16 protein-coding genes are annotated in these 14,325 nt (G+C 52.2%); 10 read left to right on the plus strand and 6 right to left on the minus strand.

Annotation, left to right across the window (positions count from 1 at the left end):
* Window positions 1-64: 64 nt before the first annotated feature.
* From A6M21_RS10335 to A6M21_RS10375, 10 genes are all read left to right on the plus strand, one after another.
* Complete coding sequence (locus A6M21_RS10335; protein WP_066668494.1) at window positions 65-2,803, plus strand: UPF0182 family membrane protein; 2,739 nt, start codon at window positions 65-67, stop codon at window positions 2,801-2,803.
* 61 nt (window positions 2,804-2,864) lie between these two features.
* Entirely contained in the window at window positions 2,865-3,014 is a 150-nt protein-coding gene (locus tag A6M21_RS18935; protein ID WP_201721871.1) for a hypothetical protein, read from the plus strand.
* Window positions 3,015-3,104: 90 nt separating this feature from the next.
* Window positions 3,105-3,869 carry an alpha/beta fold hydrolase gene (locus tag A6M21_RS10340; RefSeq protein ID WP_066668496.1) on the plus strand — a complete coding sequence of 255 codons (765 nt, stop codon included), beginning with the start codon at window positions 3,105-3,107 and terminating at the stop codon, window positions 3,867-3,869.
* Window positions 3,870-3,930: 61 nt separating this feature from the next.
* The gene (locus tag A6M21_RS10345) at window positions 3,931-5,046 is read left to right on the plus strand and encodes a 6-phosphofructokinase (protein ID WP_066668498.1); all 1,116 of its coding nucleotides are present in this window, start codon (window positions 3,931-3,933) and stop codon (window positions 5,044-5,046) included.
* Window positions 5,046-5,639, plus strand: a complete 594-nt coding sequence (locus A6M21_RS10350; protein ID WP_066668499.1) for an FmdE family protein — start codon at window positions 5,046-5,048, stop codon at window positions 5,637-5,639. Before A6M21_RS10345 ends, A6M21_RS10350 begins: the two co-directional genes overlap by 1 nt.
* A 198-nt stretch (window positions 5,640-5,837) precedes the next feature.
* Window positions 5,838-6,308, plus strand: a complete 471-nt coding sequence (locus A6M21_RS10355; RefSeq protein WP_066668500.1) for an HAD family hydrolase — start codon at window positions 5,838-5,840, stop codon at window positions 6,306-6,308.
* Window positions 6,309-6,413: 105 nt separating this feature from the next.
* Complete coding sequence (locus A6M21_RS10360; RefSeq protein WP_066668501.1) at window positions 6,414-6,686, plus strand: late competence development ComFB family protein; 273 nt, start codon at window positions 6,414-6,416, stop codon at window positions 6,684-6,686.
* Between the two features lie 13 nt (window positions 6,687-6,699).
* Window positions 6,700-7,578 (plus strand): radical SAM protein, encoded by an 879-nt coding sequence (locus tag A6M21_RS10365; protein WP_066668503.1) that lies wholly within the window; start codon window positions 6,700-6,702, stop codon window positions 7,576-7,578.
* 106 nt (window positions 7,579-7,684) lie between these two features.
* Complete coding sequence (locus A6M21_RS10370; protein WP_151191896.1) at window positions 7,685-8,200, plus strand: hypothetical protein; 516 nt, start codon at window positions 7,685-7,687, stop codon at window positions 8,198-8,200.
* A 71-nt stretch (window positions 8,201-8,271) separates the two neighbouring features.
* Window positions 8,272-9,435 (plus strand): glycosyltransferase family 4 protein, encoded by a 1,164-nt coding sequence (locus tag A6M21_RS10375; RefSeq protein WP_066668507.1) that lies wholly within the window; start codon window positions 8,272-8,274, stop codon window positions 9,433-9,435.
* Window positions 9,436-9,438: 3 nt separating this feature from the next.
* Here A6M21_RS10375 and A6M21_RS10380 read toward each other — a convergent pair whose 3' ends face one another.
* From A6M21_RS10380 to A6M21_RS10405, 6 genes are all read right to left on the minus strand, one after another.
* Complete coding sequence (locus A6M21_RS10380) at window positions 9,439-9,810, minus strand: hypothetical protein (RefSeq protein ID WP_066668509.1); 372 nt, start codon at window positions 9,808-9,810, stop codon at window positions 9,439-9,441.
* Window positions 9,811-10,020: 210 nt separating this feature from the next.
* Window positions 10,021-10,287, minus strand: a complete 267-nt coding sequence (locus A6M21_RS10385; RefSeq protein WP_078060570.1) for a hypothetical protein — start codon at window positions 10,285-10,287, stop codon at window positions 10,021-10,023.
* Window positions 10,288-10,520: 233 nt separating this feature from the next.
* Complete coding sequence (locus A6M21_RS10390) at window positions 10,521-11,192, minus strand: zinc dependent phospholipase C family protein (RefSeq protein ID WP_066668672.1); 672 nt, start codon at window positions 11,190-11,192, stop codon at window positions 10,521-10,523.
* Between the two features lie 165 nt (window positions 11,193-11,357).
* The gene (locus A6M21_RS10395) at window positions 11,358-11,666 is read right to left on the minus strand and encodes an STAS domain-containing protein (RefSeq protein WP_066668510.1); all 309 of its coding nucleotides are present in this window, start codon (window positions 11,664-11,666) and stop codon (window positions 11,358-11,360) included.
* A gap of 104 nt (window positions 11,667-11,770) precedes the next feature.
* On the minus strand, window positions 11,771-12,505 hold the full coding sequence (locus tag A6M21_RS10400; RefSeq protein ID WP_066668511.1) for a phosphatase: 735 nt from the start codon (window positions 12,503-12,505) through the stop codon (window positions 11,771-11,773).
* A gap of 63 nt (window positions 12,506-12,568) precedes the next feature.
* Complete coding sequence (locus tag A6M21_RS10405; RefSeq protein WP_066668513.1) at window positions 12,569-14,299, minus strand: methyl-accepting chemotaxis protein; 1,731 nt, start codon at window positions 14,297-14,299, stop codon at window positions 12,569-12,571.
* Window positions 14,300-14,325 lie beyond the last annotated feature (26 nt).

Below are 14,325 nucleotides of genomic sequence, written 5' to 3' on the forward strand. Positions count from 1 at the left end.
ACCCGGAACAGCGCCGCCGGATACTCTTTTAGCAGCAAAATTTGCGGCAGGGAGGAGAATTCAGTTGCAACACAGGCTTCGTTATGTTATTTCCGTCCTGGCAGCCGCTGTTATACTGCTACTCGCGCTGGTACACTGGGGGGCGCGCTTCTATACCGATTGGCTCTGGTTCGGATCGGTACACTACCAGCAGGTGTTCCTGACTATTCTACTTTCGGCAGTGGGCTTGCGGCTGGCGGTGTGGGCGCTTGTTTTTGCCGTCCTGTTTGCCAACCTGTTTTTCACCCGCCGGCCAATTGTCAACGCGGCCGGAACCGCCCGCCGGATACAGGAGGGGGATGTAGTCACCCTGGTTCAACCGTCCTGGAGCCGGTTGATTGCCCCCCGGACGGTGACTTTATTATTTGCCGCCGCAAGCCTGATACTGGCCTTTTTGATCAGTGAGCCGGCCGCGGGAAACTGGCTGGCTTTCCAGCAATTCTTACACCCGGCCGTTTTTAATATCCAGGAGCCCATATTCCACCGTGATGCCGGTTTTTATGTTTTCCGCTTGCCATTTTTAATCTTGCTTTACCGCCTCTTACTATGGACGGCGGCCCTGTCCCTGCTTTTGGTCTCCGCTATCTATGTACTTTCCGGCGCGGCAAGCGGGGGAGTAAGGGATATATTGAATTCACCGTCCGCCCGCCGTCACTTGTCCATTTTGCTGGCCATCTTGCTGTTTATCCGTGCCTGGGGATACCGGCTGGACCAGTACCTGCTGCTCTACTCGGAGCATGGTGTGGTTTACGGAGCGGGCTACACAGACATACATGCCCGTCTGGTGGCATATAAGATTTTACTGGTATTATGTCTTTCCAGTGCTGCAATACTGCTGATCAATATTGTCTTAGGCCGTCTGCGCCCACTCATCTACAGTATTGGCATCCTGGTGGTGGCGGCTATTGTTTTAAACGGTATTTACCCCGCGCTGATGCAGAAATTTCTCGTCCTGCCCACCGAGCAGGATAAAGAACGGCCGTACATCGAAAACGGCATCAAGTTCACCCGTCTGACCTATGATTTAAATAACATCGAGAGCCGGTTGTTTCCTGCGGGTGGCACGTTAACTCCGCCGGACATCAAGAACAACGAAGATACCATAAAAAATATCCGCTTATGGGATTACCGGCCGCTGCAGCAGACGTACAGCCAGCTTCAGGAGATGCGCCTGTATTACGAGTTCAAGGGCATCGACGTGGACCGCTATACAATTGACGGTCATTACCGCCAGGTGATGCTGGCGGCACGGGAATTAAACCAGGAACAACTACCTGAACAGGCCAAAACCTGGGTAAACGAGCATCTCAAATACACCCACGGCTATGGTATCGTAATGAGTCCGGTTAACGAGATAAACAGCGACGGGTTGCCCCGGTTGTTGATCAAGGACATCCCGCCGGTTACCGGTACCGACTTGAAAATAACCCGGCCGGAAATCTACTACGGCGAGTCAACCGATAACTATGTAGCGGTAAACGCCCGCGGCCAGGAGTTCGACTATCCAAAGGGCAACGACAACGCCTGGTGCACCTATCAGGGGCATAGCGGGGTGGATGTACACTCTTTCTGGCGCCGGCTGATGTTTGCCTTGTCCTTTAGCGACTATAAATTGCTTCTGTCCGGCGACATTACCAACAGCAGCAAGCTGCTTTATTACCGGAACATAAAACAGCGGGTACCCAAAATAGTTCCTTTTCTGACCTATGACAGTGATCCATATATTGTTTTAAATAACGGCCGGCTTTACTGGATATGGGACGCCTACACGACCACCGGCATGTTTCCTTATGCCGAACCTGCCAAACCGGGTTTTAATTACATTCGTAACGCTGTCAAAGTGGCCGTGGACGCCTATAACGGCGACGTAACCTACTATGCCGCCGACCCCGGGGATCCCATCCTGCAGTCTTATAGCCATATTTTCCCGGGGTTGTTTAAACCGCTGGCAAATATGCCCGCCGGTTTGAGAAGCCACTTGCGCTATCCGGAAGATATGTTCATGATTCAAGCGCAAAAATACGCCACCTACCATATGACGGACTACCGTGTTTTCTATAACAAGGAAGACAAATGGAACCTGCCCACGGAAGTGTCCGGCACCAATAACGAAGAACAGCCAATGGAGCCCTATTACACCATCGCACGGCTACCGGGGGACAAACAGCCGGAATTCATTCAAATTTTACCTTTCACACCGCAAAACAAGAAGAACATGGTTGCCTGGCTGGCCGGACGGTCCGACGGCAGCAAATACGGAAAACTGCTGGTTTACGAATTTCCCAAACAGCAACTGGTTTATGGACCGGCCCAGGTTGAAGCACGCATCGACCAGGACACCACCATTTCCCAGCAGCTTTCCCTGTGGAGCCAGCGTGGCTCCACGGTATACCGTGGCAACCTGATGATCATTCCGGTCAAGGACTCCCTGATTTATGTAGAACCACTCTACCTGCAGGCGGAACAAAGCAAAATACCCGAGCTGAGCCGCGTAGTGGTGGCCCTCGGCGACCAGGTGGTCATGGAACCCACCCTGGAACAGGCTTTAAACCGCATTTTCAACGGCCAGTTGACCCAAACCGGAAACAACGTCCCCGGCATACCGCCCGCAACCGGTGAGTCAGTGTCCGGACTGGCTGAAAAAGCCAATCAAATATATAACCAGGCGCTGACCCGTTTAAAGGCAGGTGACTGGGCCGGCTACGGCGAAAGTATGCAACAGCTTAAAACCATACTGCTGGAACTGCAGTTAAAAACAAAATAATTTTATCAGCCGGATGTTGCTTGTGCCAGAAAGCAATCATTCCGCAAGGGAGGGAGAAGTTATGTTTTTCAGCCACTGGTGGCAGGGTATCGTGTTTGGTTTTTTTACCACGGTGGTCATGCTGGGTATCGGGTATTTTTTCACTGCCATGTGGGACAAATACGAAGAGCCCAAAAAGGCGCCATTGAATGAATGCGAAATGCACCATTAAACAAAGCAAATTTACCACGCATATAATCACTTCTTTAGTGAAAATTACCGGTTCTGGCACCGGTAATTTTTTTAAAAGGGGGTTTACATAATGCCACATATTGTAATCGAAGATAACGTATATTTTTATGCCTCCGGTAAACCGGACGGAAAGGAACCGGCACAGGGTGTTGTATTCGTGCACGGGGCGGGAGGCAGTCACCGTCACTGGCTGCCCCAGTTGCAAGCGCTAAAACGCGATTACCTTGTTTATGCCGTGGATCTGCCCGGACATGGCCGTTCCGGCGGACGGGCCTGCGATCAAATTGCCGCTTACCGCGAATTTATCCGTGCCTTTGCCGCGCAGATGCTGCCTGACCGGCCGTTTTACCTGGCCGGGCATTCCATGGGCGGAGCGATTGCCCTGGACTTTGCCCGTTATTATCCCCTGCTTTTAAAAGGGATCATTTTGGTGGGCACCGGCGCCCGCTTACGGGTGCTGCCGGCTATGCTGGAGGCCTTCCGCCGCGGGGAAAGCTACGATCTAACCGCATTGGCCTACAGTAACGAAGCACCGGACTTACTGCTGCGCTCCGCCCGGGAAGAGCTGGCCGGCGTCCCTCCGGCGGTGCTGTTGGCCGATTATACTGCTTGCGACCATTTTGATTTGATGCCGGAGTTGTCCACGATCAACGTACCGGCGCTGGTGATCAGCGCCGACCGCGATCAGCTCACACCTCTTAAATACGGACGCTATCTGGCGGACACCCTTCCCCGGGCCGAACTGGCCGTGGTGCACGGTGCCGGACACATGATGATGCTTGAAGAACCCGCCCGGGTCAATGATATTCTGCGGCATTTCCTGACGGCAGGATAAACCTGTTAAACGGCGTATAAAAGAGGGATAATAGAAATAATTTTGATGAGGGGGCCTAATCATGACCGTCAAGATTAAACGGCTGGGTGTATTAACCGGCGGCGGCGACGCACCGGGGTTGAATGCCGTGATCCGGGCAGTGGTAAAAACCGCCATCCGGGAATATGACCTGTCCGTATTAGGATTTCTCAACGGATTCGGCGGTTTGATCAAAAACCAGACCCGCGAAATGACCGAGCAGGATGTGGTGGGCATTTTACCCCGGGGCGGCACCATCCTGGGCACAACCAACCGGGACAACCCTTTTCACTATCCGGTGGTTAAAGGCAAGGAAAAAGTTTATGTAGACATATCGGACCGGATTTTCGAAAATGTTAGCATCCACCAGGTGGATGCCCTGGTGGTGATCGGCGGCGATGGCAGTTTGGCCATCGCCAAGGAGCTTTACGAGCGGGGACTGCCGGTGGTGGGAGTACCGAAAACCATAGACAACGACCTGATGGATACGGATCAAACTTTCGGTTTTGACACCGCACTGACCACGGCTACGGAAGCTCTGGACAAACTGCACACCACCGCTGAATCTCATCACCGGATCATGGTGCTCGAAGTTATGGGCCGTTACGCCGGCTGGATCGCCCTGGAGGCCGGGCTGGCCGGCGGTGCGGACGTGATTTTAATTCCGGAACTGCCCTACCGTATCGAACAGGTAATCGGCAAAATAAATCAACGGGAACAACAGGGGAAAAAGTTCAGTATCGTGGTCGTGGCCGAGGGAGCCAAACCATTAAACGGCGAACAGGTGGTCCAAAAAAGGGTGGAGGACAGTTTCGACCCGGTTCGCCTGGGCGGCATCGGGCAGGTGGTGGCACGGCAACTGGAAGAAGCCACCGGCAAAGAAGCCCGGGTAACCGTGCTGGGACACCTGCAACGGGGCGGTTCACCGACCGCTTTTGACCGCATCCTGGCCACCCGTTACGGCACCGGTGCGGTGAAACTGGTAATGGAGGGCCGTTTCGGTGAAATGGTCTGCTTGCACGGTACTGAAATCACCTCGGTACCACTGGCTGAAACCGGTGGACGCACCCGCCAGGTACCCCTGGACAGTGATCTTTTACATTCCGCCAGGAAACTGGGTATTTGTCTGGGTGACAACAAGGAAGGGGAGTGCAAATAATGTGCCTGGGGAAAAGCGACTGGGAGAAAGCTTTTGAATTTCATGGCCATATTTGCCCGGGCCTGGCCATCGGCTTCCGGGCCACCCAACTGGCCTTGCATGAACTAGGAGCCGGACGCTCAATTGATGAAGAAATGGTGGCCCTGGTGGAAAATAAAGCCTGCGGGGTAGATGCCCTGCAGGTGCTCACCGGGTGTACATTCGGCAAGGGCAACCTGTTTTTTCACGATTACGGCAAGCACGTATATACCATAGCCCACCGGAGTGAGAACCGGGGGGTGCGCATAGCAGTCAAATATGGCGCCTTCGACCGCCCAGAACTTGCCCGCCTGCGTCAACTGGCGGCTTCCGGGCAGGCCGGACCGGAAGAAAAGCGGCAGTTGGCAAAATTGCAGCAGGAATTCATTGAAAATATTCTCAACGCCGGGCGGGACTGTTTTGATATCAGCAGGGTGGATCTGGATCTGCCGCCAAAGGCACAAATCCATCAGTCTATCCGGTGCGCTTCTTGCGGTGAAGCAGTAATGGAGACACGCACCAGAAATATTAACGGTAAATTGTTATGCATACCATGTGCAGAAAAGTTGACATAACATATTAAGAGGCAGAGCAGCAGTGCGGTTTAACGCCAAAGATGCACCCGTGCGGTGCGTATCAAACCACGAAAAACTTTTCCGGCCGGCAAGTTAGACGACCGGCCAGATTACTTGATTTAACAGCAGCTTAAATAGATTGCCCCGGCTCCATTCCCGGATGTATAATGAAAAAAAACACGGAACGGGGTGGATGAAATGATCAGGGTGGAAATCCCCGGGCGCGGTCTACTGGTCATTGAACATCTGGTGCTGGATTTCAATGGTACCATGGCCAAAGATGGCGTCCTGATACCGGGGGTGGAGGAAAGGTTGAACAGGCTGGCCGGACAGCTTACAGTGCATGTGCTTACGGCGGATACTTTCGGCACCGGGCGGGAGGCCTGCCGGAATATAAAAGCTGCGGTGCATTTGCTGGAACCGGGGGAAGGGGGCAGTCAAAAGGAAAAGTTTATTAACCGGCTGGGCGCAGAACAAACGGTAACTGTCGGCAATGGAGCAAATGACTCGCTTATGCTGGCCGCGGCCGCGCTGGGTATCATTGTACTGGGACCGGAAGGGACTTCGGTGCGGTCGCTGCAGTCGGCCGACGTAGTGGTGACGGACATCAATGACGGGTTGGACATGCTTTTGCACCCGAAAAGGCTGGTAGCGACCCTGCGCACTTAAAATCACGACAGTTCAAGCCGAAAGGAGAGAAGGTCTGACCGGGAAAAAGACCTGGCATGGCCATTGCAGCCAGGTGTAAAAGAACACGGTGCAGGCCGCGCCCAAATGGTTCATAACTATACTGAAGAAGCGGTAAGAAGGGCTCTGCCGGATGTGCTGCAGGAATACCGGCTTGCCCATCCGGATACCTGCGACTGCCAGCGTTGCCGGGAAGACATTCTGGCGCTCAGCTTGAATCAGTTGCCGCCGCATTATGTGGCCTCGAACGAAGGCACCATTTTCACCAAGGTCAGTTTTGACCAAATCGGCGGCAAGGCGCAAGTTATCGCTGCCATTACCAATGCCATAAAAACTGTTTCCGCCCATCCGCGACATTGAAGAGGGGAGCGGTATGTTTTACGAAGAACCTGTTTTCCGTCCACCCAGCGAAGCCAACAGTCTGATACTACAGGCTACCACCGGATGTGCACATAACGCCTGTGCTTTCTGCGGCATGTACAAGGGTAAAATGTTCCGGGTACGCAGCCGGGAGGAAATCCAGCGGGACATAAATGAAGCCGCAGCGGTAACAGGCGGACGGGTAAAACGCTTATTCCTGGCCGACGGAGACGTTCTGGCCATGGAAACCGGTGACTTGCTGGATCTGCTGTCCCGGCTGAACCGGGCTTTTCCATATCTGGAACGGGTGGCCGGTTATGCCGGACCGCGCGATTTGCTGGCCAAAACGCCGGCCGAACTGTCCCGGCTCCGGAAGGCAGGACTGCAACTTCTTTATCTGGGAGTCGAAAGCGGCCACGATCAAATTTTAAAAAAGATGGCCAAAGGAGTGGACGCCGCCGGCATGATCCGCGCCGGGCGCGCCGCCATAGAAGCCGGCTTCACTCTTTCGGTAACTGTGATTACCGGGCTGGGTGGCCGGGAACAATCACTCGATCACGCCCGGGCCACCGCCCGGGTGATCAACGCCATCAACCCGCACTTTCTGTCCGCCCTCACATTGATGGTGCTGGAAAACACTTCTTTATACCATCAAATCAAAGCGGGGAAATTCACCCTGCTGACACCCCTTGAATCACTGCGGGAAATTGCCTGGCTACTGGAAGACATTAATCTGAGCGGATGCCTGTTCCGCTCCAACCATGCTTCAAACTACCTTCCTTTAAAGGGTAAGCTCAATGATGACCGGGAAAAGCTGCTCGCACTGCTGAAACAAGCAATAAAAGAGCCGGGCCGGGCTGGATTGCGTCCGGAATTTTTGCGCGGACTCTAAAACAGCAAAAAGTCAATAAAACCGAATCACTCCCATATTTTTACAAGGAAGAAATCCCTCCGCCGCCGTAATATTAAATATGAAAAATGGCGGGGGGATGGTCCAGATGTTTGGAAATTACAGCCGGTACGGGCGCGTTCCATGTTCTTTGCCGTTTCTATTGTTTATGGTTGCCGTCTTGACTTTATTATCCCTGGCCGGCACGGTGCGGATAGATACCGGCCGGGCGGCGCCGGCCAAAACCCCGGAGCAGGAAATTTGGACGGTGGTACAGGGTGCGGTAACGGATCAAGCCTGGTGGCGGGCCGGCAGCGAGACGGAAGTGAAATCCATCTTGAGCCGTTACTACGGAGGACCTTTGTTGGAGGATTTGAGCCGCAATGTTTGGGATTTTATCTCCCGGCCAACCGACTGGTACTGGAAACCCGGCCTGGAAGGTGGACGGGTTCAACTGCTGAGCGGTGAAACGGCACGGGTGGAGGCGCGATTAACCGATCAGGATGTACGTACAGGCGTGATCCGGCACGGAAAAGCGACCTATCTTTTAAAAAAAGAGCGTACCGGGTGGCGGATTACATCAGCCGGCTACCACTGGGAAAAAGAAAATGCAGAAGGGGATTGAGAATGCGATATTTTAACATGGATATGATATAATAATATCAAATCCATTTTCAGGAAGGGTGTCAAACCGCTTTGAAAATAGGCGTGTTCACTGACAGCTACCGTCCATATACCAGTGGCGTTGTCCGTTCCATCGAAACTTTCACCAGTGAACTTACCTCTTTGGGTCATGACATTTTTATCTTTGCGCCGAGCTATCCGAATTGTCAAAAGGAAAACCGGGTATTCCGGTTTGCTTCCATCCCGGCCCCGACCAACCCGGACTTTACCCTGGCACTGCCTTTTTCCCTGCAATTACGTCAGACCATGCGCCGTTGGGAGCCCGAGATCATTCACGTGCATTCCCCTTTTCTGCTCGGGCGGTTAGGGGCACATTTCGCAAAGCAAATGGGCGTACCACTGGTCTTCACATTTCACACCCTTTATGATCAATACGTGCATTATGTACCCTTTGCCCGGGAGGTCACCCGGGAACTGACCCGGCGCTTTTGCCGTGACTTTTGCAATCAGTGCGACCTGGTCATTGTACCCACCGGCGTGATTGGTGAGCATTTAATAAAAATGGGCGTCCGTACGGCGGTGAAAAAAATACCCACCGGCATCAAGCTGGAAGAGTTTTCGGCCGGCAACAAACAATGGCTGAGGCATAAGTATAAAATCGCGCCGGAAGAAAAAATCCTTCTGTTTGTGGGCCGGCTGGGGCAGGAAAAAAACATCGGCTACATTCTGGATAACTTCGCCGCAATCGTAGCGGAACTGCCGGCAACCCGGCTGGTTATTGTGGGAGGGGGGCCGGAAGAAGAAGCGATTAAAAAGCAAACAGACAGACTTGGTTTAAAAAACCAGGTGATTTTGACCGGCACATTACCGCGCTCCGAGGTGATAAACTGTTATTGCGGCGCCGATATTTTCATCTTCGGCTCCAAAACGGAAACCCAGGGACTGGTACTGGCCGAGGCCAAAGCAGCCGGTCTGCCGGTAGTGGCCGTCAGGGCCTTTGGAGCCATGGAGATGGTGCGTGACGGAGAAGACGGTTTCCTGACCGAGGCCGGCGACCGGAAGGCATTCATCAAAGGAGTGCAACAACTGCTTACCGACCGGGAATTATATCAGCGCATGTCCAAACAGGCACTGCTTAATGCCGGTACGCTGTCCTCACGTCAAAGCGCCCTTAGCCTGCTGGTAAGTTTCGACGAACTGATCAAGACGAAAGAAAAATACCGGAAAGCGCGGTAGATATTACCGTACTGTACCCGCTCCACCCGGTGCGGGGGGTGACTTGATTGCGATAACAGATGATGAACCGTTCAAACCGATTACGGCCAGGTATTCCTGCCCGGTGGCATTGTCGCGAATCACGGTAAAACCGCCCAGGTTTTTTGTTTCCCCGTGTTCATAGATAATTTCGAACCGCGACGGCTGACCTGGTTGCGTGCCTGCAGTTTGATTTGACTGTGCATCCCCGGCAATCACCGGTGAGCGGAGCAAATAACCAGGCATACTCTGAGCGCTGGAACAGCCGCCCGTCATTGACAGCAAAAAGAAAAACGGCACCAGTACTAAAACGGATCCGGCAAACGCGCCGCCGGGTCTTTTTTTGTTCTCCGGCATAATTTTCTCCAACCCCCGCGACTAATGTTATTCCATATATATTTTCTTTCAACAAAACAATAAAAAAACCCTTGCCGGACATGGTTCGAACGTTAGAAATATTATTTGCGGAGGTGCTGGAGAAGATGATCGGTCAGCTGCCCTTAGTTTACATAATACTTATTATGGGTACCAATATCGAACAAAAACAGCTACTACTCCCTTATTATTTTAGCCACTATTATTTTTAACCACTTTTTCATGTTTTTCATGCTCATGTTTTTCATTCCCATGTTTTTCATTCCAAGGAAGGATAATGTCATCAATCGGAATGTCGTTATAATCGGCCAGTTCCAGACACTTGGCGCAGTTGTCACACGTTTTGGCCGGATCCAGCTCACAAACAAAACAAGAACAACAATTGTCGCAGACTTTATCCTCTTCAAGTATACACATTTTGGTAATTTGCTTTAATTTGTACTTGTCTATTCTGACCAATTCAAACCAGCCCTCTGTCGGATCTATTTTGCAGGTTCCCATTTTAATTAATTTTATTTGATTTTAAAAAAAAGATCAGCAGTTATTCCGTCAATGGACTAAACTCCCCGGCGAAAGGAAAAATATCAATCTCAAATTACAATAATAATCCCTCTTCCCAATCCCCTTCGCAATTTGTTTACATAATATTAAAGAGAGCAAAAAAATGGGCTGCAGAATTAACTGCAGCTCTTCTATGTGAAGAAGGAGGTAGTGGGCTTATTGAAATCATGCAGGCACTGCAACAGGAAACCGGCTGTGGTGCGTTGCGCCAGAGGCAGTAAAACCGCCGTTGCTTCCCGGTAACCCTGTTCCCCGCGGCTCACGGCAACCTGGGCCATGAATTCCCGGGCCACCCGGGCGTTGGCATCGATCCAAGCGCCGCCGGGCGGGGCCAGATCATAACAGCCTGCATTATCCGCCGGGAAAAACTGAAAATGATGCTGTACCCATCTTTCATAACGTTGGTGACCGCCAAAGGCAATTCCCCTGGCATGATGCGGAACACAAAGATCCTGAACCAGATGAGCCGCCGCACCCAGGTAGAAAAAAGCCTGCTTAAATTTGCGCTGTTCCCAGCATAGCCTGGCCCTGGCAACATAATGTTCACATTCACTTCCGGCATCCGGCCAGGGACCAAGGCCGTTTCCTGATTCCGGCTTCAAATAATGGGCAAAACATTTCCAGCCGCGGTCAGCCCAGCAGTTTCCTTTATTTAAACAAACCAGATAGCTGCCGGTAATTTCCGCTTCTTCTTCCCAGCCGTCATTGAGCATAATCTTAATGGCCTGGCGGTTACAAAAGGCGTGCGTGATGCCGCCCCGGTCAACCAGATTTTGTATCGGATCGGCAACGGCCAGAAACATTTTTGCCGCCACCCAAGACGAATTCCCAATCAAATTCGGTAGTCCTCCCCATCCGGCCTGGCAGGAAAACAAACCTCGCTATTATCTTAACCAGGACAAGGTTTGATTAATCCACCCGGGCAGCCGGTAAAAAAAACTACCAATTCCCCCAATCCATTACCTTGTCTATCCGGCCTTACTAAAAAGCTCCGCCTTGACAAACAACTCCGCGGATAATTGAAGGAATGAAAACAATACTCGCTCCCTGACATTGGATAACTCTATCCTGCGTCCGCTGTTTTGCATTTCACTCAAAAGTTCAAAGAGCTCTATCGCACCTGCACGATCAATATACTCAAGTTCAGCAAGATCAATTACCAGTCTGCTGTTTTCCCGGCAAGCTTTTTCCAATGCGGTGCGAACTTTTTTAAAATGATGATTGACTATGATACCACCGATAAATATATGGTCATCATTCTGCCAAATCTTTACCAAGATAAACGCCTCTTTTCCTTATCTCCTTTTCGGTAATATTGTATAACAGCAAGATTAAGGTACAAGGCATAATTCATTAATTATTTATTAAAATTGAGATCAGATTAAGAAGTTTTGCTCAGGCACTTGCCCTGCTGTTGCAGAAACAACCATATGCCATCAAGCGATGCATTCAATATACAATTCTCCTGAATTCCTGCTTCAACTGCCACAGACAAAGCCCGGTCACACTGACCGACCGAATAGCAATTATGAGCGTCGCTGTTAATGGCCACCAGCGTACCGCAGCGCGCGGCCAGACGGGCCAGGTGGCGGCAACGGGGGCTGCTGCCCGGACGGCTGTGGCAAAGGGAGCTGTTATTAATTTCCAACGCTTTTCCAGCCAGGCGGGCCGCATTAACCACTTTGTCCATATCTACCGGATAGGCCGGATTTCCTGGATGGGCAATGATGTGTACATATGGATTCTGCATGGCTCCGATCAGCGCCCTGGTGTTGGCCTCCACGGAATCACCCGGGTAACCGCAACCATCATGAAAGCCGGCCACCACCAGATCAAGACTTTTAAGCATCCGCTCGGGCATGTCCAGTCCACCGCAGAGGTCAATAATATTTGCTTCGACCCCCTTTAAAACATGGACGCCGTTAATCTGATCCGGTAGACAAGCCAGCTGGCTGAAATAATACTCATGCGGGCCGCCGGGCATACGCAGGCCATGATCCGTCACCGCGATCATTTTCAAGCCGGCAGCGGCAGCCGAATCAACCATTTCCCCAAGAGTGCTGAAGGCGTGTCCGCTGGCAATGGTATGTGTATGCAAATCAGCCACCAGTTTCATTGTTTCACCCTTCCCCCGCCCCGCGTTTTATCAAAATATTAGCCGGTCAACGTTAATACCCGATTAAGCCGGCATTAATTCTGCATTAATTTTTTCTTCTTCCGGCCCTTCCTGTTTGTCTACATTAAAACGACCCAGGTCCTGCTGCATCCGGTCGGCCATGGCAGCCAACCTGGCCGCCATGGCCGCAATATCCCGGGCCGATACCTGCGTTTCAGCGTTAGTTGCCGTTCCGGCAATGAGCCGGACTGTCTGCACTGCTTCCCTGGTACCCAGAATGATTTCCTGTGCCGCCGAGGCAATAGCGGCTATTTTTTCACCGGTACCGGCAACTGCGTGATCAATCTGCCGGAGTGACTCCTCAGCAAGGTTGACCGTTTCCACCCCTTGATCCGCCACTTTCAAACCTTCTTCCACCCGCTCCGTCACCAGGCGGCTGCCTTCCTGAATGGTATCAATAATTCTGGCCACTTCCGCCGTGGCCTGGTTTGTTTCCTCGGCGAGCCGGCGCACCTCTTCCGCCACCACGGCAAAGCCCCGTCCCTGCATTCCGGCCCGGGCCGCTTCAATCGAGGCGTTCAACGAAAGCAAGTGTGTCTGCCTGGAAATGTTATTGATTATGTCAACTATTTTACCAATTTCCTGGATCTGCAGCTCCAGATCATGCATGGCCGATGCAGTGGAAGAAATCAATTCCCGGTTCTCACCGATCTTCCCGACTACTGTCTTCAACGATAGCATCCCGTCCCCCGCCAGGCGCATCATTTCTTCGCTGGACTGCTTGGCCTGCATGACCTGCCCGGTTACATTCTCTACGGTGGCAGCCATTTCTTCCACGCCCCCCTCCGTCTCCAGGGCAAATTTAACCTGGTTGTCCGCCACCCGGTTCATCCGGCGACTGGTTTCATGCAATTCACCGGCGGTATCACGGAATTGCCCGAACAAACGGCCCAGTTCATATAACATAGCGTTCAACCTGTCTCCCAGAATGCTGAACTCGCGGCCGGCGTTCAATTTGCCCGCCCGTACGGTGAAATCACCCTTGCTCGCCCGATCCATGACACCGGTCAAATGGTTCAACGGACCGGCAAACTTATTTGCCCCGACGGCGCAAATAATCAGCGTGGCCAGTATGCTGGCCAGGGCCACAACGACGATCAAATTGCGCAATTCGCTGATCGGTTGCAGATAATCCTTTTCCGCCAGGCCAACGACATAAGTCCAATTGTTGCCCGGAATGTGTTGATAGGCGACCCGCCATTGCTTACCCGCCATCTGAACTGTTTCCAGTCCGCTCCGGCGGGTGAGCATGGTGGCGACCAAACGGCCGGGCAGTTTGAAGCCACCTTTATCCTGCTGCCCTGATGAAAGCAGGATTTTTCCCTGCGGATCGAGAATTTGCAGCTGCGCCTGCATGCCCTGGCTGCTAAAGGAATTTGCTTCCGCATTCAATAAATAGCCTGCCTTGCGGGTCAATTCGCGCTTGTCTACCGTAGTTGTAAATATATCCACCTTTTCCGACAGGTTACGGGCTGAAACTAGCAACCGGTCGTCGGTGTACCGTTCCAGCCATTGTTTACCGCCCCAATATGTAACTGCGCCCAGTGTCCCCATCACAATCACAATTAACAAGGTAAAGGCAAACAAAATGCGAAATTGAAAACTGACCCCGCCATGCGCTTTTTTTTTAAAAAGGCGGGCAATGTTACGCCCGGCAAATTGGTTGCCAGCGGAGGTAAAAAATCCGGCCGTTGATGAAAAGAGCTTCATCCGGCCGGATGAATATTTATCCATATCATCCACCTCTTTATCAGTGCTGA

The sequence above is a fragment of the Desulfotomaculum copahuensis genome (assembly GCF_001655685.1).
Lineage (GTDB): Bacteria > Bacillota > Desulfotomaculia > Desulfotomaculales > Desulfovirgulaceae > Desulfotomaculum_G > Desulfotomaculum_G copahuensis.